Below are 24179 nucleotides of genomic sequence, written 5' to 3'. Positions count from 1 at the left end.
GGGAAAAAGGCTATCGCTCGGCCCACAGCACCAGTACATCTGTACTGAACGAACCATCGGCCTCAATCTCAAAATATTCACGCACTTCGTCGCCCATGGCACGCTGCAGCTCGAGTATCGCCGCCCGCATCACCTCGGGGGTGCGCATGCGCTCGACCCACGAGCGGTACTCCAGGCGCAGGCGCTGGCGCGAGGTGCTGCGGGTGTGCAACCCCGCTTCACTGACCTGGCGCAACCATTCGCCGGCCGAATAATCGCGCACATGACTGGTGTCGCGCAGCACTTCAACGCTCTGCAGGTAGGTGTCCAGCAACGGCGCACCCGGCGAAAGGATATCGATGAAGGCCGCCACCCCGCCCGGCTTGAGTACCCGGCGCACTTCCCGCAGCGCCAGGCCCAGGTCGCTCCAATGATGCGCCGAATAGCGGCTGAACACGAAGTCGAACTCAGCGGCGGCGAACGGCAGGCGCTCGGCGGCGCCCCGCACCGTGCTGATATTGCCCAGGCCACGCTCGGCCGCTGCTGTGGCCACGACATCCAACATCTGTTGGGATAGATCGTAGGCCACCACTTCACCGGCCAGGGGCGCCACGTGGAAACTGACGTGACCGGCACCGCAGCCCAGGTCCAGGACGCGGGCCTCGGGACGTCCCTTCAGTTCGGCCTGTAGCAGCGCGAACTCAGCGCCCTGGGCGTGCACGGCACTGCTCAGGTAGGCCGCAGCCTGCTCACCGAATTGCTTTTGTACAACCTGACTGTGGGCAGTGCTGGTCATGGGATGTCCTTATGTTTTTTTGCCTGGGTGGACCCCATCGCGAGCAAGCTCGCGATGAAGCCGGTACTGCCTACATCGATCCATCAAGCATCGCGAAACAACCAGGGCTGGCTCGCTCGGTGCTTGGCTTCGAACGCGGCAATCGCGTCACTGTCCTGCAAGGTCAGGCCGATGTCGTCCAGGCCGTTGAGCAGGCAATGCTTGCGGAACGCATCGATCTCGAAGCTCAGCACCTTGCCGTCTGGACGGGTCACGGTTTGCGCTGCCAGATCGATCTGCAACTGGTAGCCCGGGTTGGCCTCGACCTGCTGGAACAGCTCGTCCACTTCAGCGTCGCTCAGGATGATCGGCAGCAGGCCGTTCTTGAAGCTGTTATTGAAGAAGATATCGGCGTAGCTCGGCGCGATGATGCTGCGGAAACCGTACTCTTCAAGAGCCCACGGCGCGTGCTCGCGGCTCGAACCGCAACCGAAGTTCTCCCGGGCCAGCAACACACTGGCGCCCTGGTAGCGCTCGGCGTTGAGCACGAAATCCTTGTTCAACGGCCGCTTGGAGTTGTCCTGGTATGGCTGGCCGACATCCAGGTAGCGCCATTCGTCGAACAGGTTCGGGCCGAAACCGGTGCGCTTGATGGACTTCAGGAATTGCTTGGGAATGATCTGGTCGGTGTCGACGTTGGCACGATCCAAAGGCGCGACAAGACCGGTGTGCTGGGTAAAAGCTTTCATTGCTGCGCTCCTTCAGATCAATTCGCGGACGTCGACGAAACGGCCGTTGACGGCCGCCGCAGCGGCCATGGCCGGGCTCACCAGGTGCGTACGGCCACCGGCGCCCTGACGGCCTTCGAAGTTACGGTTGGAGGTGGAAGCGCAATGCTCGCCCGATTCCAGGCGGTCAGGGTTCATCGCCAGGCACATGGAGCACCCTGGCTCGCGCCACTCGAAACCGGCCTCGAGGAAGATCTTGTCCAGCCCTTCCGCTTCCGCCTGGGCCTTCACCAGGCCGGAACCCGGTACGACGATGGCCTGCTTGATGGTCGAGGCCACCTTGCGGCCCTTGGCGATTACCGCCGCGGCGCGCAGGTCTTCGATCCGCGAGTTGGTGCAGGAGCCGATGAACACGCGGTCGAGCTTGATGTCGGTAATCGCCTGGTTGGCGCTCAAGCCCATGTACTTCAAGGCGCGGACAATGGAGTCGCGCTTGACCAGGTCCATTTCCTTGGCCGGATCGGGGACGTTCTGGTCGACGGCCAGCACCATTTCCGGCGAAGTGCCCCAGCTGACCTGCGGCTTGATCTGCGCGGCGTCGAGCTCGACCACGGTATCGAATGTCGCATCGGGATCGGACACCAGGTCTTTCCAGGCTTGCACTGCCTTGTCCCATTCGACGCCTTTCGGGGCGAACGGACGGCCCTTGACGTACTCGATGGTTTTTTCATCGGCGGCCACCAGCCCGACCCGGGCACCGGCCTCGATGGACATGTTGCAGATGGTCATGCGGCCTTCGACGGACAGGTCACGGATGGCGCTGCCAGCGAACTCGATGGCATGGCCGTTACCGCCGGCGGTGCCGATCTTGCCGATCACGGCCAGGACGATGTCCTTGGCGGTCACGCCGAACGGCAGCTTGCCCTCGACGCGCACCAGCATGTTCTTCATTTTCTTGGCCACCAGGCACTGGGTGGCGAGCACATGCTCCACCTCGGAGGTGCCGATACCGTGGGCCAAGGCGCCAAAGGCACCGTGGGTCGAGGTGTGCGAGTCGCCGCAGACCACGGTCATGCCCGGCAGGGTCGCGCCTTGCTCCGGGCCGATGACGTGGACGATGCCCTGGCGCACGTCGTTCATCTTGAATTCGACGATGCCATATTCGTCGCAGTTGTCATCGAGGGTCTGGACCTGCAGGCGCGAGACCTGGTCGACAATCGCGTCGATGCCGCCCTTGCGCTCCGCAGTGGTCGGCACGTTGTGGTCCGGGGTCGCGATGTTGGCATCGATGCGCCACGGCTTGCGCCCGGCCAGGCGCAGGCCTTCGAAAGCCTGCGGCGACGTCACTTCGTGGATGATGTGACGGTCGATATAGATCAGCGCCGAACCATCGTCGCGCTGCTTGACCAGGTGCGAATCCCAGAGCTTGTCGTAGAGCGTTTTGCCGGCCATCAGACGGTTTCCTCATCAGCTTGTTTCTATGCCCCGGGCCTTGAATGAATTCAATAACCCTCTGGCTTGTGAGGCTGATGTTATGAGGCTACATTAAATAACTCAAATTCATATTTTTCATACTTTGCATAACCAACAGGAATTCAATCGAGACGGCCATGGACCTTGCCAACCTCAATGCCTTTATTGCCATTGCCGAGACCGGCAGCTTCTCCGGTGCCGGCGAGCGCCTGCACCTGACCCAGCCGGCCATCAGCAAGCGCATCGCCGGCCTGGAACAACAGCTCAACGTACGCCTGTTCGACCGCCTGGGCCGTGAAATAGGCCTGACCGAAGCCGGTCGGGCCCTGCTGCCACGGGCTTATCAGATCCTCAACGTACTGGACGACACCCGTCGCGCCCTGACCAACCTGACCGGCGAGGTCAGCGGGCGGCTGACCCTTGCCACCAGCCACCACATCGGCCTGCATCGCCTGCCGCCTCTGTTGCGGGAATTCACCCGCCGCTACCCCCAGGTCGCGCTGGACATCCAGTTCCTGGATTCGGAAGTGGCCTATGAGGAAATCCTCCATGGCCGGGCGGAGTTGGCGGTCATCACCCTCGCCCCCGAACCCCACACCCTGATGCGCGCCACGCCGGTATGGGACGATCCCCTGGACTTCGTGGTAGCGCCGGAGCACGCACTGCTGGACAACGCCAGCGTGAGCCTGGCGGACATCGCCCTGCACCCGGCGGTCTTCCCGGGGGGCAACACCTTTACCCACCACATCGTGCAACGCCTGTTCGAGGCCCAGGGCCTGACGCCGAACATCGCCATGAGCACGAATTATCTGGAAACCATAAAAATGATGGTCTCCATCGGCCTGGCCTGGAGCGTCCTGCCACGCACGATGCTCGACGATCAGGTGGCTCGCATACCTTTGCCGGGCATACAGCTCAGTCGCCAGCTAGGCTATATCTTGCACACCGAACGGACGCTGTCGAACGCTGCTCGGGCCTTCATGGCCCTACTGGACGCACAAATCGATCTGCCAGGGACCCAGGCATAAGTCGTGCGACTCCTCTAGGGCCGAATGCCCGTGCCTAACGCCCAACTGCCCAAGGCCCGCTAGATAATGCCCAACCCTGCCGACCATATCCCGCCCCTGCCGCGCATCCAGGCACTCGACCCCAAGCGGTCCGAGCAAAGCTGGGACAGCGCGCCGCAGTTGCTGGCCGCCCTGAACGGCGCGCGCCTGGGGGCCTGGTCGTGGGATATCGATAGCGGCAAGATCAGCTGGTCCCGGGGCACCCAGGCGCTGTTCGGCTTCGATCCGCGCCAGCCATTGCCGGCCGATGTGGACTACCTGGACCTCCTGCTGCCCGAAGACCGGGCCAAGGCCGTCCGGGCCTTCCACGCGGCCGTGGCCGGTGCGCCACTGGAACAGGCCATGCACCACCGCATCGTCTGGCCCGACGGCAGCCTGCACTGGCTGGAAATCAGTGGCAGCGTACTGCCCGACAAGCACGGCCGTCCGCGCATGATCGGGGTGATCCGCGAGATCACCCATCAACGCGAGCGCGAACAGGCCCTGCGCAGTTCGGAAAAGCGCTTCGCCACGCTTTTTCATCTCTGCCCGAACATGGTGCTGCTGACCCGCCAGGAAGACGGGCTGATCAGCGAAGCCAACCAGTATTTCGAGAGCCTGTTCGGCTGGCCGGTGCATGATGTGATCGGCCGGACCACCCTGGAGCTGGGCTTGTGGGTCGACCCCAGCCAAAGGGCCAGGCTGGTGGAAGCGACCAAGGCCAAGGGCGAGCTGGTGAGCATGGAAGTGGAATTCCGGGCCAGCAACGGCCAGATCCACAGCGGCATACTCAGCGCGCAGAAGGTCGAACTCGAAGGCCAACCCTATCTGCTGAGCACCTTTCTCGACACCACCGAACGCAAGCTGGCCGAGCAGGCCCTCAAGGACAGCCAGGAACGCCTGGACCTGGCCCTCGACTCGGCGCAACTGGGCACCTGGGACTGGCACATCCCCAGCGGCATGCTCTACGGCTCGGCCCGGGCCGCGCAGCTCCATGGCCTGGAACCCAAGCCGTTCCACGAATCCTTCGACGCGTTCTTCGAAGGCGTACCGGACGAAGAACGCAACAACATGCGCAACGCCTACCGCAGCCTGCGCGAAGGCCCGGCGGGCAATTACCAGTTGACCTATCGGGTGCAACTGCCGGACGGCAGCTCCCGCTACCTGGAAAGTCGCGCCCGTCTGTATCGCAACGACGATGGCAGCCCATTGCGCATGGCCGGCACCCTGCTCGACATCACCGACCAGGTGGAGCGCGAACAGAGCCTGGCGGCATCGGAAGAAAAATTCGCCACGTTGTTCCAGGTCAGTCCCGACCCGATCTGCCTCACTCACCAGGACAGCGGCCGGTTCCTGGAGATCAATTCGAGCTTTACCCAGACATTCGGCTGGACCGCCAGCGACGTGATTGGCCGCAGTGCCGACGAGATCGGCCTCTGGGATGCCTCGGGCAGCAGCCTGCAGCGCATCGAGCGGGTGATCCGCGAGCAGTCCCTGAGCAATGTCGCCATTGTCGTGCACCACAGGTCCGGCCATCCGCTGACCTGCGTGATCTCCAGCCGCCAGATCAACGTCGACAACCAGCCCTGCATCGTGACCACGCTGCGGGACATTACCCAGCAGCAACGCTCCGAAGCGGCCCTCAAGGCCAGCGAGGAAAAGTTCGCCAAGGCATTCCATTCCAGCCCCGACGCCATCACCATCACCGAACGTGAAAGCGGCCGCTACCTCGAGGTCAACGATGGCTTCTGTCGCCTGACCGGCTACCGCGCCGACGAGGTACTCGGCCATACCGTGTTCGAGGTGGGCATCTGGGCCGAAGCCAAACAGCGCACGGCACTGCTGGCCGAACTGCAGCTCAAGGGACGCGTGCACCACCAGGAAATGCTCGGGCGCAACAAGCGCGGGGAGTTGCTCACCGTGGAGGTGTCGGTCGAGCCCATCACCCTCAACGAAACCGATTGCCTGTTGCTCACCGCCCGGGATGTCAGCCTGCTGCGCAACGCCGAAGCACAGATTCGCCACCTGGCCTATCACGATCCGCTGACCAACCTGCCCAACCGTGCCTTGCTGATGGACCGCCTGAGCCAGCAGATCGCCTTGCTCAAGCGCCATGACCTGCGCGGTGCGCTGCTGTTCCTCGATCTGGACCACTTCAAGCACATCAACGACTCACTGGGCCATCCGGTGGGCGATACAGTGCTGAAGATCATCACCGCGCGCCTGGAGGCCAGCGTGCGCCAGGAGGACACGGTGGCGCGCCTGGGTGGCGACGAATTCGTGGTCTTGCTCAGCGGCCTCGAAGGTAGCCGCAGCGAAGTCACCGAGCAGGTGCAGAAACTGGCCGATACCCTGCGAGAACTGCTCTCGGAGCCGATGTCCCTCGATGGCCAGCGGCTGCAAGTCACGCCAAGCATCGGCATGGCGCTGATTCCCGACCATGGCTCCACGCCCGCCGACCTGCTCAAGCGCGCCGATATCGCGCTGTACCGGGCCAAGGATTCGGGACGCAACACGTCACAGATGTTCCACACCACCATGCAAAAGGCCGCCAGCGAACGCTTGCGCATGGAAACCGACCTGCGCCAGGCCCTGGCTCGCGGGGAATTCAGCGTGCATTTCCAACCCCAGGTCGACGCCCGGGACAACCGTATCATCGGTGCCGAGACCCTGGTGCGCTGGCACCATCCCGAACTGGGCGCCCAATCGCCCAATGAATTCATCAAGGTGCTGGAGGACAGCGGGCTGATCCTGGAGGTCGGCACCTGGATCCTCGACGAAGCCTGCGACGGTTTCAAGCAACTGATCGCCAAGGGCAAGATCGATCCCCGGCGTTTCAGCCTGTGCGTGAATATCAGCCCGCGACAGTTCCGCCAGAGCGATTTCGTCGAGCGCATCGAAAGCAGCCTGGCGACCCATGGCCTGCCTTTCACGATGCTGAAACTGGAAATCACCGAAGGCATCGTGATCCAGAACCTGGACGACACCATCGCCAAGATGCGCCGCCTGAAGAAACTGGGGGTGAGCTTCGCCATGGACGATTTCGGCACCGGCTATTCATCCCTGACCTACCTCAAGCGCCTGCCGGTGGACACCCTGAAAATCGATCAGTCGTTCGTACGCGACGCCACCAGCGACCCCAACGACGCTGAAATCATCCGCGCCATCGTCGCCATGGCCCGCAGCCTCAACCTGGAAATGATCGCCGAAGGGGTGGAAACACTGGAACAACTGCAATTTCTGCAAGGGCTCGATTGCCACCTGTACCAAGGCTACCTGCACAGCCGGCCGTTGCCGCTGGAGGCGTTCGAGCGGCTGTTGCCGTGACCCTGATCTACAGAATGAAAAAGGGCGCCATTTCGGCGCCCTTCTTTAATTGCGATGCATCAGTTCTGCAGCGCGGGTTGCTGCTGCGCTCCGTTGATCGGGATGCGCTTGGCCTTGGCCTCTTCCGGTACCACACGCAACAGGTCGATGCTCAACAGACCGTTGCTCAGGCCGGCGGACTTGATCTCGATATGGTCAGCCAACCGGAAGGACAACTTGAACGCACGCTGGGCGATGCCCTGGTGCAGGTAGGTCACGCTGTCATTGCTGGCCTCGCGCTTGCCGCCGCTGATGGTCAGCACACCTTTTTCCACCTGAAGGTCCAGGTCTTCCTCCCGGAACCCAGCGGCGGCGACCACGATGCGGTATTCGTCATCGCCATGTTTTTCCACGTTGTAGGGTGGATAGCTGCTGCCCGGTTCGTTGCGCAGGGCGGTTTCGAAAAGATCGTTGAAACGATCGAAGCCTACCGAGGAACGGAACAGAGGGGCCAGCGAAAATGCAGTACTCATGATTCAAATCTCCTGAAAAATTCAGCAAGTTTTTTTGTCTCCGCGACCCGGATTCGGCATCGCGTACCCCTTATCTAGGGGCCGCCAAATACTTTTCAAGAGCTTTTTCTGAAATTTTTTTCAGGCCGCTTCGGTACGTTTCACACCCAGCAGATGCCCTACCGCATCCAGTTCGGTTTCCCGCCGCAACGCGCTGAACAGCGTCGCTGCCTCGGGATAATTGCGCGTCAGCATTGCCAACCATTGCTTGAGCCGGCCGGGAGCCTGGCGCGGTGTCAGTTGCTCGACCACTTGCCCCCAGAAATCCTGGAGCATGGGTTGCAACTCGGCCCAGGACATCGGCACCACTTCTTCCCCGGCCCGAGCCGCTGCAATCTGCCGGGCCAGGTCGGGGCGGGAAACGAGGCCGCGACCGAGCATGATGTCCTCGACGCCGCTGATTTGGCGGCAACGGCGCCAGTCTTCGACGCTCCAGATATCGCCATTGGCGAACACCGGCACCTTGACCACTTCCTGGACCCGAGGGATCCACTCCCAGTGAGCCGGCGGCTTGTAGCCGTCGGTCTTGGTCCGCGCGTGCACCACGATGTGGGCGGCGCCACCTTCGGCCAGAGCCGTGGCACAGACCAGCGCGCCGTCCGGGCTGTCGAAGCCCAGGCGCATCTTGGCGGTGACAGGAATATGCCCAGGCACCGCACGCCGTACGTGCGTGACGATCTCGTTGAGCAGCTCCGGCTCCTTGAGCAGCACCGCTCCGCCCCGGGACTTGTTCACGGTCTTGGCCGGGCAGCCGAAGTTCAGGTCGATGACCTGCGAGCCCAACTCACAGGCCAAGGCGGCGTTTTCCGCCAGGCACACCGGATCGGAACCCAGCAATTGCACCCGCAGCGGCACACCGGCGGCGGTCCGGGCGCCGGTCAGCAATTCCGGGGCGAGCTTGTGAAAGTAGGTCGGCGTGAGCAGGCGATCATTGATGCGAATGAACTCGGTGACGCACCAGTCGATCCCGCCAACACGGGTCAGGACATCCCGCAGGATGTTGTCGACCAACCCCTCCATGGGCGCCAGGGCAATTTGCATGGGAAACACTCAACGAAAAAACGTGCGGCAGTTTACCGGATTTCGCCTACAAAATCGGCGCCATCGCGAGCCGTCTCGCTGTCGCGGGAACCGATCGCCGGGCCATAGCCTTCGATGAATTCCGGCGGCATGCGCTTGGGCCTGCCGGTGGACAGCTCGATACAGACGAACGTGGTCTGGGCGCGCAGCAACGTGGTGTTGTCGCTGGGACGAATCAACTGGAAATGCCGGGTCATCTTCAGGCGCTGGTCCCAGTCGACGATCCAGGTGGCCAATTGCAGTTCATCGCCTTCATAGGCGGCTGCCAGGTAGTCGACTTCATGGCGCACGACGGCCATGGCCCGGTCCAGCCGTCGATACTCTGCCAGATCCAGCCCAAGGCGCTGGGAGTGGCGCCAGGCGCAGCGCTCGAGCCAGGTGACGTAGACCGCGTTGTTGGCGTGGCCCAACCCGTCGATGTCTTCGCCAGCCACTTGAAGATCAATGATGAACGGTGTTGCCCGATCCCAGCCCATGCCCCTCTCCCGGTCGAATATGGATCGGGGCAGTGTAACGGATCGCGCAGCGTTCGCGGGTACGCTCAGGCCGATTGCCGCGCTTGCAGGCTGCGTCCGGCCAGCAGCGACAACACACCGTCGATCACGCGCGGATCGGCCAGCACCCGTTGATGCCCGCCGGCCGGCAAGCGCAGCAGCCGGCTGTCGAACCAGGCCTCGTGGATCAGTTGCGACTCCTTGACCGACACCGAGGTGTCGTCCTCGGCATGGACCACCAGCCCCGGCACATCCAATTGATAGTGAGCGACATCCATCTTCGAGGCCGGCATGCCCACGTCCTTTTCCACTTGGCGAATGAACGCGGACCGCGCCCGGGGCGGCATTCCCATGATCCGGGCAAAACCGCGCAGCACCCCCAGGATGCGCGCAGGCGCGGCGATGCTGACCAGGGTTTCGGTACGCAATCCCAGTTGCACCGCAAGCATGGCGCTGGCGCCCCCCATGGAATGCCCGATCACGGCTTGCAACGGCGGCAACTCAGCCGCGGCCTCGAGCATGGCCCTGGCGAACAGCAGGACGTTCGCCTCGTGGCCCGGAGAGCGACCATGGGCCGGTCCATCCAGCGCCACCACCGTATACCCGGCGTCCACCAAGGCCGTGATCAGCGCGGCGAATTGCGTGGGTCGCCCTTCCCAGCCGTGCATCAGCAGGACGGTCGGCCCCTTGCCCCAGCGCAAGGCAGAGAGACCGAAGCGCAAGGTGATGCGCTCGGAACTTGCCAGCAATGGCAGCTCCCAGTCCCGTGGTGGCAGATTTCGAGGCCGCATGAACAGCGTCCGCATTTTCTTTGCCACCAGGCCCGGGGCTACCCGGCCAAGCGTGCCATTCACACCACGAATCCAGCTTAACCTGTCCATTGCTTGTCTCCAGGGCTTGCTTGTTGGCTCAACGCACCGCCGACTTGGCCGCACGCAACAAACGATCCGACAGCTCCCCCGGACCCAATGCCCGTGCCAGGGCCAGGCCACCGACCATCAATGCGATGTCGGCCAGGGCTTTATCGGCGTCGTCCGGGCTGCCTGCCAGTTGTGCAGCCATCAACTCGATATGTTCATTGAGCACTTCACGAAACGGATCCGGCAGCCGGCCAAGCTCGCCGATGGAGGCAGGAATCGGGCAGGCGTTCTCGGTGGAGTCCCGATGCTTTCGCGACAGATAGAACGCGGCCACCAGGGCGCGCCGCTCTTCATCGGTCAGCTCGGCATTCATATCCGCGATCATGCCGCGACGCCGGCCCAGCAGTTGCTTGAACGCCTCCAGCATCAGGGCGTCCTTGCTTTCAAAATGGGCATAGAAACCACCGACCGTCAGCCCGGCCGCTCCCATCACCTCGCCCACGCTCGGTTCCGCCGGCCCACGCTGGATCAGCGCGTCGCTGGCGGCCTTGATAATGCGTTCACGGGTTTGTGCCTTTTTATCGCTCATCGCTGCCTCCGAATATTACGATTGAAATATTATACGCATAATAATTTTCTGCAAGCAGAAAAGAGACCGTTGGTCAGGTACGTGAATTGGGGTATTGGAGAATTGGCCGAACGCCAAACAAACAAAAGGGCCATTCAAGAATTGAATGACCCTTAAAAATCCCGCAGTGCGGGTAATCGTGGCGTCCCCTAGGGGACTCGAACCCCTGTTACCGCCGTGAAAGGGCGGTGTCCTAGGCCACTAGACGAAGGGGACACAAACCTTCTGACTTGATCAGCGCTGAGAACTGATCACTTCAAGGCCGGTGTGGCCAGACCTTGAAGTTCAAATTGGTGGAGCTAGACGGGATCGAACCGTCGACCTCTTGCATGCCATGCAAGCGCTCTCCCAGCTGAGCTATAGCCCCGGATTTTTCGCCTCGCGGCGGAGCGACATCTTGTAACATCGCTTCTGTAAAACTGGCGTCCCCTAGGGGACTCGAACCCCTGTTACCGCCGTGAAAGGGCGGTGTCCTAGGCCACTAGACGAAGGGGACGCAAACCCTTCTAACAACTGATCAACGCTGAGTGTTGATCGCTTCAAGGCCGGTGTGGCCAAGCCTTGAAGTGTAAATTGGTGGAGCTAGACGGGATCGAACCGTCGACCTCTTGCATGCCATGCAAGCGCTCTCCCAGCTGAGCTATAGCCCCTCATCGCTGAGGACGGGGCGAATCTTAAGGGCGTATCAGAAGGCTGTCAAATTTATTTTCAACAAATCTGAAAATTTTTTGCCGGGATAACAATCACTTACCGACAAACCCCGGAAAACCGGGGCATGCCCTGCCTCATCGACTGCTCAGGCGATGGCGCCCAGCAGTTTTTCCCACTCCTTGTTTTCCTTCTTCGACACGCCACCGAGCAGATCGATGGCCTGGCGCAGGCGGAAACGGGTCAGGTCCGGCCCGAGGATTTCCATTGCATCGAGCACCGATACCGAGCTGGCCTGGCCGGTAATGGCAGCGAACATCAACGGCATGGCATCGCGCAGTTTCAACTCCAGGGACTCGACCACGGCCTGGATGGTCGCGGTGATCGTGTCCTTTTCCCACTGGCGCAGGCTTTCGAGCTTCCAGAGGATCAGCTGCATCAGTTGGCGCACCTGGTCGCCGGAGAGCTTCTTGGATTCGAAAAGCTTCGCATCCGGTGTCACGCCACCGGCGAAGAAGAAGCCGGCCAGCGGCGCGATCTGGCTGAATGTCTCTACCCTGCCCTGCACATGGGGCGCGATCTTCATCATGTACTCGGGGTTGAGCGCCCATTTCTGCACGCGAGCGGCAAATTCTTCCACCGGCAAGTCGCGCAACCACTGGCCGTTGAGCCACGACAGCTTCTCGATGTCGAAGATCGGCCCGCCCAGGGAGACGCGCGACAGGTCGAAGTGCTCGACCATTTCCTGCAGCGAGAACTTCTCGCGCTCGTCCGGCATCGACCAGCCCATGCGGCCCAGGTAGTTGAGCATTGCCTCGGGCATGAAGCCCATGCGCTCGTAGAAGGTCACCGAGGTGGGGTTCTTGCGTTTGGACAGCTTGCTCTTGTCCGGGTTACGCAGCAGCGGCATGTAGCACAGCTGCGGCTGCTCCCAGCCGAAGTATTCATACAGCAGGATCAGTTTCGGCGCCGACGGCAGCCATTCTTCACCGCGCAATACGTGGGTGATGCCCATCAGGTGATCGTCGACCACGTTGGCCAGGAAGTACGTCGGCAGGCCGTCGGTCTTCATCAGCACTTGCATGTCCATGCGGTCCCACGGGATCTCGACATCGCCACGCAGCATGTCCGGCACCACGCAGACGCCTTCGGTCGGCACTTTCATGCGGATCACATGGGGCTCGCCGGCCGCCAGGCGACGAGCGACTTCTTCCTTGGACAGCAGCAGCGCCCGGCCGTCATAGCGCGGGGTTTCGCCACGGGCGATCTGCTCGGCGCGCATCTGGTCCAGCTCTTCGGCGGTGCAGAAACACGGGAACGCATGCCCCATGTCCACCAACTGCTGGCAATACTGCTTGTAGATGTCACCACGCTCGCTCTGGCGGTACGGACCGTGCGGGCCGCCGACATCCGGACCTTCGCTCCAGTCGATGCCCAACCAGCGCAAGGCGTCGAAAATCTGCTGCTCGGACTCACGGGTCGAGCGCAACTGATCGGTGTCCTCGATCCGCAGGATGAACTCACCGCCATGCTGCTTGGCAAAGCAATAGTTGAACAAGGCGATGTAAGCGGTGCCGACATGGGGATCGCCAGTGGGCGAAGGCGCGATGCGGGTGCGGACGGTGGTCATGGCATGTCTCGGAAAGAATATAAAAGCGAAGATGAAACAGGGGGCGAATGGTAACAGGCGATGGCGGGCGGGCTCCAGTGAGAGCGGGATTTGTGTGGCCAGTCGTCAGACCGAGTCGCCCCCATCGCGAGCAAGCTCGCTCCCCACAAGGGATCATGGGGCGACTCGATCGAACTGTGGGAGCGAGCTTGCTCGCGATGAAGCCCTTGAGGTCGCCACGCAGCCTCAGACAGTCAGCAACCGCTCGCGCAACTTGCCAATTTCGTCACGCAATTGCGCCGCTGCCTCGAATTCCAGGTCCCGGGCCAACTGGTACATCTTCTCTTCCAACTGGCGGATACGCTTGGTGATTTCGCTGGGCGAGCGCAGTTCGGCCTCGTAGCGGGCGCTCTCTTCGGCGGCCTTGGCCATGCCCTTGCGCTTCTTGCTGCGAGAGCCTGGCACGGTGGCGCCTTCCATGATGTCCGCCACGTCCTTGAAGACCCCCTTGGGCGTGATGCCGTTGGCCAGGTTGAACGCGATCTGTTTCTCGCGGCGGCGTTCGGTCTCGCCGATGGCCCGCTCCATGGAGCCGGTCATGTTGTCGGCGTAGAGAATCGCCCGGCCGTTGAGGTTACGGGCGGCGCGGCCGATGGTCTGGATCAGCGAACGCTCGGAGCGCAGGAATCCTTCCTTGTCGGCATCGAGAATCGCCACCAGGGACACTTCCGGCATGTCCAGGCCCTCACGCAGCAGGTTGATGCCCACCAGCACGTCGAAGGTTCCCAGGCGCAGGTCGCGGATAATCTCGACCCGCTCCACCGTGTCGATATCCGAGTGCAGGTAACGCACCCGCACACCGTGATCGGCCAGGTAATCGGTAAGGTCTTCGGCCATGCGCTTGGTCAGCGTAGTGACCAGCACGCGCTCCTCCACCGCCACGCGCTTGTTGATTTCCGAGAGCAGGTCATCTACCTGGGTCAGCGCCGGACGCACTTCCACCTGCGGGTCGACCAGCCCGGTGGGACGTACCACCTGCTCGACCACGCGTCCGGCATGCTCGGCCTCGTAATTGCCGGGGGTGGCCGAGACAAAGATCGTCTGCGGGCTGACGCTCTCCCATTCATCGAAGCGCATGGGTCGGTTGTCCAGCGCCGAGGGCAGGCGGAACCCGTATTCCACCAGGGTTTCCTTGCGCGAACGGTCGCCTTTGTACATGGCGCCGACCTGGGGCACGCTGACGTGGGACTCGTCGATCACCAGCAAGGCGTCGGCCGGCAGGTAATCGTACAAGGTGGGCGGCGGTGCGCCCGCCGGGCGACCCGACAGGTAACGCGAGTAGTTTTCGATACCGTTGCAGTAGCCCAGCTCCAGGATCATCTCCAGGTCGAAACGGGTTCGCTGCTCCAGGCGCTGGGCTTCCACCAGCTTGTTGTTCGAACGCAGGTATTCCAGGCGTTCTTGCAGCTCGGCCTTGATGCCCTCGATGGCGTCCAGCAGGGTTTCCCGGGGCGTGACGTAGTGGCTCTTGGGATAGAAGGTAAAGCGTGGCAGCTTGCGGATCACCTCGCCGGTCAGCGGGTCGAACGCCGAAATGCTCTCCACTTCATCGTCGAACAACTCGATGCGGATCGCCTCCAGGTCCGATTCCGCCGGATAGATGTCGATCACATCGCCACGCACCCGGAAGGTCGCCCGGGCGAAATCCATGTCGTTGCGGGTGTATTGCAGGTCCGCCAGGCGCCGCAACAAGGCCCGCTGATCGAGTTTGTCGCCGCGGTCGACGTGCAACACCATCTTCAGGTAGGTCTCCGGGCTACCCAGGCCGTAGATGCACGACACCGTGGTGACAATGATCGCATCCTTGCGCTCCAGCAACGCCTTGGTGGCCGACAGCCGCATCTGCTCGATGTGGTCGTTGATCGAGGCATCCTTCTCGATGAAGGTGTCCGACGAAGGCACATAGGCTTCAGGCTGGTAGTAGTCGTAGTAGGAAACGAAGTATTCCACCGCGTTGTTCGGGAAAAACGCCTTGAACTCGCCATACAGCTGCGCCGCCAGGGTCTTGTTCGGCGCCAGTACCAGGGTCGGACGCTGCACCTGGGCGATCACGTTGGCGATGCTGAAGGTCTTGCCCGAACCGGTGACGCCGAGCAGCGTCTGATGGGCCAGGCCCGCCTCGATACCTTCGACCATCAGGCGGATGGCTTCCGGCTGGTCGCCGGCGGGCTTGAATCGGGTGACGAGCTGGAATTCAGACATGACATAACCTCTGGATTCACTCCTGTCGGCCAGGCGACAGAAACGAGAAAGACCGAAACGACGGATGTCGCCCGAAGAAAAAGCTGGAATGCATCCAATGTGGAGTTGAATGCCTTCGCTTTCAAGACGGACGTCCTACGCGCCTTGTGGACTTTGACGCCGCACCAGGACTAACGGTCGAAAAAAAATCGAAAATACTTACCGTAAAAGCTGAATCGCCTGTCGCGGTACCCGGTGATGGCCTCTATACTAGCTCCCCGTTTGTGCACCGCTCTAGTGCATTCGGCTGGAGCGTGACACGTCCCCTCTTACTCCATTCAGAGCCGCGCAATAATGAGCCTGTTTTCCGCTGTCGAATTGGCACCCCGCGACCCCATCCTGGGCCTCAACGAAGCATTCAACGCCGACACCCGTACCAACAAGGTCAACCTGGGCGTAGGCGTGTACTGCAATGAAGAGGGGCGTATTCCACTCCTGCGCGCCGTGGTCGAAGCCGAGACGATTCGCGTGGCCCAGCACGTTTCCCGTGGCTACCTGCCGATCGACGGTATTGCCGCTTATGACCAGGCGGTGCAGACCTTGCTGTTCGGCAAGGACTCGCCCCTGATCGCCTCCGGTCGCGTCATCACCACCCAGGCTGTGGGCGGCACCGGCGCGCTGAAGATCGGGGCCGACTTCCTCAAGCAACTGCTGCCCGACGCCGTCGTGGCCATCAGCGACCCAAGCTGGGAAAACCACCGCGCCCTGTTCGAGACCGCCGGTTTCCCGGTGCAGAACTACCGCTACTATGACGCCGCCACCCACGACGTGAACCGCTCGGGCCTGCTGGAAGACCTCAACGCCCTGCCCGACCGTTCGATCATTGTGCTGCACGCTTGCTGCCACAACCCGACCGGCGTGGACTTGAGCCCCGAAGACTGGAAAAACGTGCTGGCCGTGGTCAAGGCCAAGAATCACGTTCCGTTCCTGGACATGGCGTACCAGGGCTTCGGCGACGGTATCGACGAAGACGCGGCGGCCGTGCGCCTGTTCGCCGAATCGGGCCTGACCTTCTTCGCGTCCAGCTCGTTCTCCAAGTCGTTCTCCCTGTACGGCGAACGTGTTGGCGCACTGTCGATCGTCAGCGAATCGAAAGAAGAAAGTGCCCGGGTGCTGTCCCAGGTCAAGCGCGTGATCCGCACCAACTACTCCAACCCGCCGACCCACGGTGCCAGCATCGTGGCCGCCGTCCTCAACAGCCCCGAGCTGCGTGCCCAGTGGGAAGCGGAACTGGCTGAAATGCGCCTGCGGATCCGCGGCATGCGCAATCAGATGGTGGACATGCTGGCCAAGGCAGCGCCGCACCGCGACTTCAGCTTCGTCGCACGCCAGCGCGGTATGTTCTCCTACTCCGGCCTGACCGTTGAACAAGTGGCGCGCCTGCGCAACGAGTTCGGTATCTACGCCCTGGACACCGGTCGCATCTGCGTGGCCGCGTTGAACCAGAACAACATCGATGCGGTGACCAAGGCGATCGTGCAGGTCATATGAGGCCCGCGAAATAACGGGAAAGTAAGATTTTGTGGGGGCGGGCTTGCTCGCTCACACAAGGTCCTCTGTTTCCTCGGCGTCTAGGCTGTGTGAAGCAGTAACAAGTGACCGAGCGAGCACCCACCTCCCTTCGAGCGCCCGATTCACCACCCAAAGCTTGACTTCTCTTTTCCAATCAGTAACATACGCGTCATTCCGCGATAGCTCAGTTGGTAGAGCAAGTGACTGTTAATCACTGGGTCCCTGGTTCGAGTCCAGGTCGTGGAGCCAGACAGCAAGACAAGAAGCCCCTGAATCGAAAGGTTCAGGGGCTTTTTTGTGGGCGGCTTTTGCCCTGTACAGGGGCAAAGCTTGAGCCAGGCGTCGCATTCAGCCTGGGGGATGGCCGAATAAGCCTCCCCGAGGTCGCTGCCAGAACAATAATCCGGCGCCAAAAAGGCATTATGGTCTGAATCCTGCTTTCTTTTTCTCAAACCCAAGCTGTCACGCGAGTGTCATGGCGCTGCCGCAAGCTGGCGCTGTCCGTCAACAACAGCTTCATAACAACAAGGACGAAGGTATGCCCACACAAAATCCCCACCGCATCGTCGGCCTGTGCACCTCCAGCAAGGTGTATAACGTGTTGACCGAGCTCAAGCACCTGGAAGGCCATCGCAGCGCCAAGTTTCTTTCGTTGCTGACGGAGAACCTGGTCCGCAAGGGCGTACTCAATGAGCGGGAAGTGGTGCATATGCTCGATCTGGTGGTCGACTGAGCGGCGTCGATTCCTACTATCGAGACTGTTGATTTTTCGTCCCGCCGCCTGAACCGTAAGGTAGCTCCATCGATTGATGGAGGTGCCCAATGTCCAAGGTTCGAATCATGTCTGTCATCGGCAGTGCCGTCCCCGCCCCGCTCAGGGAACGCGGTCTGCTGGCCTGCTGGTATCTGGTGCAGGATGGCGTGACCATCAGCGGCCCGCTGACTTCATTGCCCGCCGCCCAGGCCCTGTCCCAACGTATCGGCCCCTATGTGCTGACCGCCTAAGAAAGCCTTGATACGGGTTCATGTCGCGCTGAAAACTGCCTCGCAATGCTCATGCACTCCAGTACACGGCGCTTGTTCGGCTGTTTTCGCCTTGCCTGACCTTGGTTTCAAGACTTTTCGTACAGAGCCTAAGGCAGCTTCACCTTGGGCTGGCTTTCCACGAACAGCGCCCAGCACGAGATGAACAGCGCGGCGATCAAGGGGCCGATCACGAACCCGTTGAGCCCGAACACCGCCAGGCCGCCCAGGGTCGACACCAGCACCAGGTAATCAGGCATCTTGGTGTCCTTGCCCACCAGGATCGGACGCAGGAAGTTATCCACCAGCCCGATCACGAACACGCCGAACAGCGTCAGCACCACACCTTGCCAGATCGCCCCCGACAGCAGGAAATACACCGCCACCGGCGCCCACACCAGCCCCGCGCCAACGGCAGGCAACAGGGACAGGAACGCCATCAGCACCGCCCATGGCAACACCGTCGGGATGCCCAGGATCCAGAAAATCAGCCCACCCAGCGCCCCTTGGGTGATCGCCACCAGCAGGTTGCCCTTGACGGTCGCCCGCACCACCCGGTTGAACTTCAATTGCAGCCGACGCTTCTGGTATTCGGCCAGCGGTACGGCGGCGCGCACCTTGCGCGCCAGTTCCGCGCCATCGCGCAGGAAGAAGAACAGCAGATAGAGCATCACGAAGAAGCTGACCAGGAACTGGAAAGTCCCCTGGCCGAAGCTGAAGGCCTGGGTGGCGAAGAACTCGCTGCCCTGCATGGCGCTCTTGACGATTCTGTCGCGCAACCCGTTCAGGTTACCCAGGCCGAAACGGTCGAACAGGTTCTGGAAATACGGGGGCAAGGCTTCCTTGAACCGGGCCAGGTAATCGGCAACGTCCAGCTCGCCGCTCTCCAGGCTCTTGTAGAGGGCCGTGCCCTCCTGCACCAGCAGCATGCTGATGACGATCACCGGCAGGATCGCGATCAGCACGCAGATACTGAGGGTGAACAGCGAGGTGACGTTGCGCTGCCAGCCGAACTTCAGCTGCACGCGACGCTGCATCGGCGCAAAGACAATGGCCAGGATCACCGCCCAGAAGACCGCTCCGTAGAAGGGTAACAGGATCCAGATGAACGCGACGGTGACCAGCACCAACAGCGACATCTGGGCTTTGTTCTGCAGCATCTTTCGATTCATCAGCTTTCCATGTCCAGAGGCGGGATAAACGTTAGTCAGCCCGGACTCGCCGGAGTGCCGTCGCGTTTGCCCACCCCCGCATTGACCTGCATCAATACTGCTCGACCGGACGCGGATTACCCTCGCCGCTTTTTGCGATCCGACGCCACCATGCCCCTCGTAGCCCCCGAACTGCTCGCCCCCGCCGGCACCCTGAAAAACATGCGCTATGCCTTCGCCTACGGAGCCGATGCGGTGTACGCCGGCCAGCCGCGCTACAGCCTGCGGGTGCGCAACAATGAATTCGATCACGCCAACCTGGCCCTGGGCATCGGCGAGGCCCAGGCCATGGGCAAGCGGTTTTACGTGGTGGTCAACATCGCCCCGCACAACGCCAAGCTGCGCACCTTCCTCAAGGATCTGGAACCTGTGATCGCCATGGCGCCGGATGCGCTGATCATGTCCGACCCGGGACTGATCATGCTGGTTCGCCGGCATTTCCCAGAGATGCCCATCCACCTGTCGGTCCAGGCCAACACGGTGAACTGGGCAAGCGTGGAGTTCTGGCAGCAACAGGGCTTGAGCCGGATCATCCTGTCCCGGGAGCTGTCCCTGGAGGAAATCGCCGAGATTCGCCAGCAGGTCCCGGCCATGGAGCTGGAAGTGTTCGTCCATGGCGCGCTGTGCATGGCCTATTCCGGGCGCTGCCTGCTGTCGGGATACCTGAACCGGCGCGACGCCAACCAGGGCAGTTGCACCAATGCCTGTCGCTGGAAGTATTCGGCGCAACCGGCCATGGAAAACGTGACCGGCGAAATCGTGCAGAGCTACCAGCCCGAACCCACGCTCGGCCTGGGCGCCCCCACGGACCAGGTATTCCTGCTCCAGGAGGCCAATCGCCCGGACGAGTCCATGCCCGCCTTCGAGGACGAGCACGGCACCTACATAATGAACGCCAAGGACCTGCGTGCGGTCCAGCACGTGGAGCGGCTCACCCGCATGGGGGTGCACTCGCTGAAGATCGAAGGCCGGACCAAGTCCCACTTCTATTGCGCCCGTGCCACCCAGGTTTACCGCCGGGCGATCGACGACGCCGTGGCCGGCCGGGAATTCGACCGCAGCCTGATGACCGACCTCGAATCACTGGCCCAGCGCGGCTACACCGAAGGCTTTCTGCGGCGGCATGTGCACGATGAATATCAGAACTACCAGAACGGCAGCTCGGTGTCGGAGCGCCAGCAGTTCGTCGGCGAACTGACCGGCGAGCGTCGCGAGCGCCTGGCGGAAGTAAGGGTCAAGAACCGCTTCGGCCTGGGCGATCACATGGAATTGATGACACCCAAGGGCAACTTCCACTTCGACCTGCATCAGTTGCAGAACGCCAAGGGCCAGAGCATCGACGTCGCCCCGGGGGATGGACATGTGGTGTACGTGCCGATCCCGGACGCGGTGGATCTGCGGTTCGGGTTGTTGATGCGGGATGTGCAGGCACCCTAGCGGTTACAGTTGCCCCTGTGGGAGCGAGCTTGCTCGCGATGGCGGCTGCCCAGGCAACACTTCGATGACCGATCCGCCTCTGTCGCGAGCAAGCTCGCACCCACAGGGGTCCTGCCCGGCCTTTGGTCGCGGCAGAAACTGCCGAAGGCTGCGATCCTCCACTTTCGATAGGGCCCGGTAGCCCAGGCGAAACAACTGGATCGAGAGCGAAAGATCGCAGCCTTCGGCAGCTCCTGCTGCTGCGGGATCAGATGCGGAACTGCCCCACCAGCTTGCCCAGGCGCTGGCCCAGGTCGTTGAGGCTGCGGGAAGTCTGGGCGCCCCGCTGGGTTTCGTCGGCGACGCTGTCCACCGCCACGGCGATCTGATGCACGCTGCGGTTGATTTCCTCGGCCACGGCGGTCTGTTCTTCGGCGGCGCTGGCGATCTGGGCGTTCATCGAGTTGATGGTGCCGATCAACTGCGCCATGGCATCCAGGGAGGCGCCCGCCTCGTTGGCCTGCACCGAAGTGCCGTCACCGGCCTCGCTGGAACGACGCATCGCTTCCACCGCCGCATGGGTACCCGATTGCAGGCGGTCGATCATGCCCTGGATCTCCTGGGTACTCTGCTGGGTCCGGCTGGCCAGGGCCCGCACTTCATCGGCCACCACGGCAAAACCTCGCCCCGCTTCCCCCGCCCGCGCGGCCTCGATGGCGGCGTTGAGGGCCAGCAGGTTGGTCTGCTCGGCGATCGAGCGGATCACCCCCAGTACGCTGACGATGGAGGCCACGTCCTGCTGCAGGCTGTCCAGGGACAGGCCACTGCTGCGAATGTCGCTCACCAGGGCATGGATCTGCTGGATGCTGCCGGCGACCACGCGCTTGGCGGACTGGCCCTCTTCATCGGTCTGCTGGGCCGCGACGGCGGCCCCCTGGGCGCTGCGAGCCACTTCCTGGGCGGCCGAAGACATCTGGTTGATCGCCGTGGCGACCTGGTCGGTTTCGTGGCGCTGGCGTTCCATGGCCTGTTCGGAACGCTGGGCCTGCTCGGACACCTGGGTCACCAGGCCGGTCAGTTGCGAGGTCATGTCGGTGATCTGGCGCACCAGGCCATGGATCTTGTCGACGAAGCGGTTGAACGAACCGGCCAGTTGGCCCAGCTCGTCCTGGCTGGTGATGGGCAGGCGCCGGGTCAGGTCGCCCTCGCCGGCCGCGATGTCGTCGAGGTTGTCCTTCATCAGATGCAGCGGCCGCAGGATGGTATTGGCCAGCAGCAACCCCACCACGGCGATCACCAGCAACACGACGGCGGCGATGCCGACGATGCTCAATATCACGCCCTGTACACGATCGTGGACCTTGGCTTCCACCAGCGCCACCTGGCCTTCGATGCCGTCCAGGTTGACCGAGCTGCCGACCGCCATGTCCCACTTGGGCAGGTATTCGGTGTAGCCGAGCTTGGGTACCAGTTCGTTGCTGTTGGGCAGCGGCGAGCTGTATTCGAGGTAATGCGTCCCGTCCTTGGCCACTTTCACCAGGTCACGGTTGACGTAGACACCGTTCGGGTCACGGTTGTCCTTGAAGCTCTTGCCCACGCCATCGGGGCTGTTGGCCTTGAACAGGCGCACGGTTTCGGAGTCGTAGCCGAAGAAATAGCCGTCCTTGCCGTAGCTGACGTTCGACAGCAGCTTGATCGCCTGGGCCCGCGCGGCGTTATCGCCGGGCGCGGCGGCATCGTACAGCGGCTTGATGGCGGTCAGGCCCACCGCCACGTAATTCTGCAGCGTGGCCTTGGCCTCGGCGAGCAGGCGTTCACGGGTCTGTCGGACCTCGTTGGCGGCCTGTTCCTTCAGGATGAATGCCGTGGTCAGGCTGATGATCACAGCGGACAGCAATACCGGGAGTATTGCCAGGGACAGGACTTTAGCCTTCAGGCTCAGGCGCATGCTGTTCACTCTTGTAGGTGTTATTGGCGTGGTTAGCTGTATTAACGGCATCGCACGGCAAAACTGTAGGACAAGGTGAGCAGGGGCTCAGGGAAGGGTTGATCTGGGCAGCCCCTTCGCGAGCAGGCTCGCTCCCACATTGGAGTGCAATTCCCTGTGGGAGCGAGCCTGCTTGCGATTGAGGCGACTCGGTCTCGAGGCTACAGCACCATCGCCGCCACCCAACCAAACGCCAGCAGCGGCAGGTTGTAGTGGATGAAGGTCGGCACCACGGTGTCCCATATGTGGTGGTGCTGGCCGTCGATGTTCAGGCCGGAGGTCGGGCCCAGGGTCGAGTCCGAGGCAGGCGAGCCGGCGTCGCCCAGGGCGCCGGCCGTGCCGACGATGCAGACGATGGCCAGGGGGCTGAAGCCCAGCTGCAGGCACAGCGGCACGAAAATCGTCGTCAGGATCGGCACCGTGGAGAACGACGAGCCGATGCCCATGGTGACCAGCAAGCCCACCAGCAACATCATCAGCGCACCGACGCCCTTGTTGTGGTCGATCCACGCCGCCGACGTCTCCACCAGACTCTGGACTTCACCGGTGGCCTTCATCACCTCGGCAAAACCCGACGCGGCGATCATGATGAAGCCGATCATCGCCATCATCTTCATGCCTTCGGTGAACAGGTCGTCGGTTTCGCGCCAGCGCACCACCCCCGAGATGGAGAAAATCAGGAAGCCGACCAGGGCACCGATGATCATCGAGTCCAGCAGCAGCTGGATGGCGAACGCCGCAGCCACTGCCAACCCGGCCACCGCCAGGCTCAACGGGTTGTAGCGCACCGCCACTTGTTCGGCCCTGGCGATCTTCTTCAGGTCGTAGACGCGTTTCCTGCGATAGGTGAAGAACGACAGCACCAGGCCGAAGACCATGCCCAGCGCCGGGATACCCATGGCGTGCGTGACGTTGATGCCACTGACATCCACGCCGCTGCGGGCGATGTTGGCCAGCAGGATTTCATTGAGGAAGATGTTGCCGAAGCCCACCGGCAGGAACATGTAGGGGGTGATCAGGCCGAAGGTCATGACGCAGGCGATCAGCCGACGATCCAGCTGGAGCTTGGTCAGCACATAGAGCAGCGGCGGCACCAGCAGCGGGATGAAGGCGATGTGGATCGGCAGGATGTTCTGGGAAGCGACCGCGACCGTCCCCAGCAAACCGATCAGCACCCATTTCACACCGGAGCCACCAGCGGCGTCCTGGCGGTCCACCATGGCCAGGGCCTTGTCGGCCAAGGCATGGGCCATGCCGGACTTGGCAATCGCTACCGCGAACGCTCCAAGCAAGGCGTAGGACAATGCCACTGTCGCCCCGCCGCCAAGGCCTGCGTTGAACGCCTTGAGCGTGGCCTCGATACCCAGGCCGCCGGTCAGGCCACCCACCAATGCGCCGATAATCAGCGCGATCACCACATGCACGCGGGACAGGCTGAGCACCAGCATGACGCCAACCGCGGCAATTACTGCATTTATCATCGTTACCTCAAAGCACAGCGATGGAAGGCCACCGGACAAAAAGGCCGCGA

19 protein-coding genes and 5 tRNA genes are annotated in these 24179 nt (G+C 62.3%); 7 read left to right on the top strand and 17 right to left on the bottom strand.

Annotation, left to right across the window (positions count from 1 at the left end; translation table 11 throughout):
- Positions 1 to 10: 10 nt before the first annotated feature.
- The 3 genes from BW992_RS16105 to leuC form a co-directional block, all read right to left on the bottom strand.
- The gene (locus tag BW992_RS16105; RefSeq protein ID WP_072392256.1) at positions 11 to 775 is read right to left on the bottom strand and encodes a class I SAM-dependent methyltransferase; all 765 of its coding nucleotides are present in this window, start codon (positions 773 to 775) and stop codon (positions 11 to 13) included.
- 83 nt (positions 776 to 858) lie between these two features.
- Entirely contained in the window at positions 859 to 1503 is a 645-nt protein-coding gene (gene leuD, locus BW992_RS16100; protein ID WP_072392252.1) for a 3-isopropylmalate dehydratase small subunit, read from the bottom strand.
- 12 nt (positions 1504 to 1515) lie between these two features.
- Positions 1516 to 2934: a 3-isopropylmalate dehydratase large subunit gene (gene leuC / locus BW992_RS16095; protein WP_072392249.1), complete on the bottom strand. Its 1419-nt coding sequence runs from the start codon at positions 2932 to 2934 to the stop codon at positions 1516 to 1518.
- Between the two features lie 158 nt (positions 2935 to 3092).
- Here leuC and BW992_RS16090 point away from each other — a divergent pair, with 158 nt between their 5' ends.
- Both BW992_RS16090 and BW992_RS16085 read left to right on the top strand, forming a co-directional pair.
- Positions 3093 to 3983 (top strand): LysR family transcriptional regulator, encoded by an 891-nt coding sequence (locus tag BW992_RS16090; RefSeq protein WP_072392245.1) that lies wholly within the window; start codon positions 3093 to 3095, stop codon positions 3981 to 3983.
- Positions 3984 to 4049: 66 nt separating this feature from the next.
- A complete protein-coding gene (locus tag BW992_RS16085) occupies positions 4050 to 7328 on the top strand; it encodes an EAL domain-containing protein (RefSeq protein WP_072392242.1) in 3279 nt (1092 codons plus the stop codon).
- A gap of 59 nt (positions 7329 to 7387) precedes the next feature.
- Here BW992_RS16085 and BW992_RS16080 read toward each other — a convergent pair whose 3' ends face one another.
- The 11 genes from BW992_RS16080 to uvrB all read right to left on the bottom strand — a co-directional run bounded on the left by BW992_RS16080 (position 7388) and on the right by uvrB (position 15460).
- Positions 7388 to 7840 (bottom strand): Hsp20 family protein, encoded by a 453-nt coding sequence (locus BW992_RS16080; protein ID WP_072392239.1) that lies wholly within the window; start codon positions 7838 to 7840, stop codon positions 7388 to 7390.
- A 120-nt stretch (positions 7841 to 7960) separates the two neighbouring features.
- Positions 7961 to 8920: a tRNA dihydrouridine synthase gene (locus tag BW992_RS16075; RefSeq protein WP_072392236.1), complete on the bottom strand. Its 960-nt coding sequence runs from the start codon at positions 8918 to 8920 to the stop codon at positions 7961 to 7963.
- 32 nt (positions 8921 to 8952) lie between these two features.
- The gene (locus BW992_RS16070; RefSeq protein ID WP_072392233.1) at positions 8953 to 9435 is read right to left on the bottom strand and encodes an acyl-CoA thioesterase; all 483 of its coding nucleotides are present in this window, start codon (positions 9433 to 9435) and stop codon (positions 8953 to 8955) included.
- Between the two features lie 65 nt (positions 9436 to 9500).
- Entirely contained in the window at positions 9501 to 10334 is an 834-nt protein-coding gene (locus BW992_RS16065; RefSeq protein WP_072392230.1) for an alpha/beta fold hydrolase, read from the bottom strand.
- 28 nt (positions 10335 to 10362) lie between these two features.
- Entirely contained in the window at positions 10363 to 10902 is a 540-nt protein-coding gene (locus tag BW992_RS16060; RefSeq protein ID WP_072392227.1) for a TetR/AcrR family transcriptional regulator, read from the bottom strand.
- Positions 10903 to 11081: 179 nt separating this feature from the next.
- Positions 11082 to 11157: transfer RNA gene (locus BW992_RS16055), tRNA-Glu, on the bottom strand.
- A 75-nt stretch (positions 11158 to 11232) separates the two neighbouring features.
- Positions 11233 to 11308 (bottom strand) — tRNA-Ala (locus BW992_RS16050).
- A gap of 53 nt (positions 11309 to 11361) precedes the next feature.
- Positions 11362 to 11437: transfer RNA gene (locus tag BW992_RS16045), tRNA-Glu, on the bottom strand.
- Positions 11438 to 11515: 78 nt separating this feature from the next.
- Positions 11516 to 11591, bottom strand: a tRNA-Ala gene (locus tag BW992_RS16040).
- Between the two features lie 146 nt (positions 11592 to 11737).
- Positions 11738 to 13219, bottom strand: coding sequence for a glutamate--tRNA ligase (gene gltX, locus BW992_RS16035; RefSeq protein WP_072458159.1), 1482 nt, complete (start codon positions 13217 to 13219; stop codon positions 11738 to 11740).
- 225 nt (positions 13220 to 13444) lie between these two features.
- Complete coding sequence (gene uvrB, locus BW992_RS16030) at positions 13445 to 15460, bottom strand: excinuclease ABC subunit UvrB (protein WP_072392220.1); 2016 nt, start codon at positions 15458 to 15460, stop codon at positions 13445 to 13447.
- Positions 15461 to 15793: 333 nt separating this feature from the next.
- On the opposite strand from uvrB, the gene BW992_RS16025 reads away from it, so the two are divergent.
- The 4 genes from BW992_RS16025 (at position 15794) to BW992_RS16010 (ending at position 18016) form a co-directional block, all read left to right on the top strand.
- Positions 15794 to 16990: an amino acid aminotransferase gene (locus BW992_RS16025; RefSeq protein ID WP_072392217.1), complete on the top strand. Its 1197-nt coding sequence runs from the start codon at positions 15794 to 15796 to the stop codon at positions 16988 to 16990.
- Between the two features lie 194 nt (positions 16991 to 17184).
- Positions 17185 to 17260, top strand: a tRNA-Asn gene (locus BW992_RS16020).
- A gap of 289 nt (positions 17261 to 17549) precedes the next feature.
- Positions 17550 to 17744, top strand: a complete 195-nt coding sequence (locus BW992_RS16015) for a hypothetical protein (protein ID WP_072393063.1) — start codon at positions 17550 to 17552, stop codon at positions 17742 to 17744.
- A gap of 89 nt (positions 17745 to 17833) precedes the next feature.
- Entirely contained in the window at positions 17834 to 18016 is a 183-nt protein-coding gene (locus BW992_RS16010; protein ID WP_072392214.1) for a hypothetical protein, read from the top strand.
- Between the two features lie 128 nt (positions 18017 to 18144).
- On the opposite strand, the gene BW992_RS16005 is transcribed toward BW992_RS16010, so the two are convergent.
- The gene (locus BW992_RS16005) at positions 18145 to 19206 is read right to left on the bottom strand and encodes an AI-2E family transporter (protein WP_072392211.1); all 1062 of its coding nucleotides are present in this window, start codon (positions 19204 to 19206) and stop codon (positions 18145 to 18147) included.
- Positions 19207 to 19356: 150 nt separating this feature from the next.
- Here BW992_RS16005 and trhP point away from each other — a divergent pair, with 150 nt between their 5' ends.
- Positions 19357 to 20682, top strand: a complete 1326-nt coding sequence (gene trhP / locus BW992_RS16000) for a prephenate-dependent tRNA uridine(34) hydroxylase TrhP (protein ID WP_072430691.1) — start codon at positions 19357 to 19359, stop codon at positions 20680 to 20682.
- Between the two features lie 247 nt (positions 20683 to 20929).
- Here trhP and BW992_RS15995 read toward each other — a convergent pair whose 3' ends face one another.
- A complete protein-coding gene (locus tag BW992_RS15995) occupies positions 20930 to 22609 on the bottom strand; it encodes a methyl-accepting chemotaxis protein (RefSeq protein WP_076406574.1) in 1680 nt (559 codons plus the stop codon).
- Between the two features lie 200 nt (positions 22610 to 22809).
- Positions 22810 to 24126 (bottom strand): Na+/H+ antiporter family protein, encoded by a 1317-nt coding sequence (locus tag BW992_RS15990; RefSeq protein WP_165887874.1) that lies wholly within the window; start codon positions 24124 to 24126, stop codon positions 22810 to 22812.
- Between the last annotated feature and the right edge of the window lie 53 nt (positions 24127 to 24179).

The organism is Pseudomonas sp. 7SR1 (assembly GCF_900156465.1).
GTDB lineage: Bacteria > Pseudomonadota > Gammaproteobacteria > Pseudomonadales > Pseudomonadaceae > Aquipseudomonas.
The sequence above is the reverse complement of the archived record's forward strand: the minus strand, read 5'-3'. Positions and strand labels throughout refer to the sequence as shown.

Coding starts and splice junctions, on each gene's coding strand:
- leuC (WP_072392249.1), bottom strand. CDS start 2,934: ATGGCCGGCAAAACGCTCTACGACAAGCTCTGGGATTCGCACCTGGTC.
- BW992_RS16005 (WP_072392211.1), bottom strand. CDS start 19,206: ATGAATCGAAAGATGCTGCAGAACAAAGCCCAGATGTCGCTGTTGGTG.
- BW992_RS16085 (WP_072392242.1), top strand. CDS start 4,050: ATGCCCAACCCTGCCGACCATATCCCGCCCCTGCCGCGCATCCAGGCA.
- BW992_RS16015 (WP_072393063.1), top strand. CDS start 17,550: ATGCCCACACAAAATCCCCACCGCATCGTCGGCCTGTGCACCTCCAGC.
- BW992_RS16065 (WP_072392230.1), bottom strand. CDS start 10,334: ATGGACAGGTTAAGCTGGATTCGTGGTGTGAATGGCACGCTTGGCCGG.
- BW992_RS16070 (WP_072392233.1), bottom strand. CDS start 9,435: ATGGGCTGGGATCGGGCAACACCGTTCATCATTGATCTTCAAGTGGCT.
- BW992_RS15995 (WP_076406574.1), bottom strand. CDS start 22,609: ATGCGCCTGAGCCTGAAGGCTAAAGTCCTGTCCCTGGCAATACTCCCG.
- leuD (WP_072392252.1), bottom strand. CDS start 1,503: ATGAAAGCTTTTACCCAGCACACCGGTCTTGTCGCGCCTTTGGATCGT.
- BW992_RS16025 (WP_072392217.1), top strand. CDS start 15,794: ATGAGCCTGTTTTCCGCTGTCGAATTGGCACCCCGCGACCCCATCCTG.
- BW992_RS16090 (WP_072392245.1), top strand. CDS start 3,093: ATGGACCTTGCCAACCTCAATGCCTTTATTGCCATTGCCGAGACCGGC.
- trhP (WP_072430691.1), top strand. CDS start 19,357: ATGCCCCTCGTAGCCCCCGAACTGCTCGCCCCCGCCGGCACCCTGAAA.
- BW992_RS16075 (WP_072392236.1), bottom strand. CDS start 8,920: ATGCAAATTGCCCTGGCGCCCATGGAGGGGTTGGTCGACAACATCCTG.
- BW992_RS16105 (WP_072392256.1), bottom strand. CDS start 775: ATGACCAGCACTGCCCACAGTCAGGTTGTACAAAAGCAATTCGGTGAG.
- uvrB (WP_072392220.1), bottom strand. CDS start 15,460: ATGTCTGAATTCCAGCTCGTCACCCGATTCAAGCCCGCCGGCGACCAG.
- BW992_RS16010 (WP_072392214.1), top strand. CDS start 17,834: ATGTCCAAGGTTCGAATCATGTCTGTCATCGGCAGTGCCGTCCCCGCC.
- gltX (WP_072458159.1), bottom strand. CDS start 13,219: ATGACCACCGTCCGCACCCGCATCGCGCCTTCGCCCACTGGCGATCCC.
- BW992_RS16060 (WP_072392227.1), bottom strand. CDS start 10,902: ATGAGCGATAAAAAGGCACAAACCCGTGAACGCATTATCAAGGCCGCC.
- BW992_RS16080 (WP_072392239.1), bottom strand. CDS start 7,840: ATGAGTACTGCATTTTCGCTGGCCCCTCTGTTCCGTTCCTCGGTAGGC.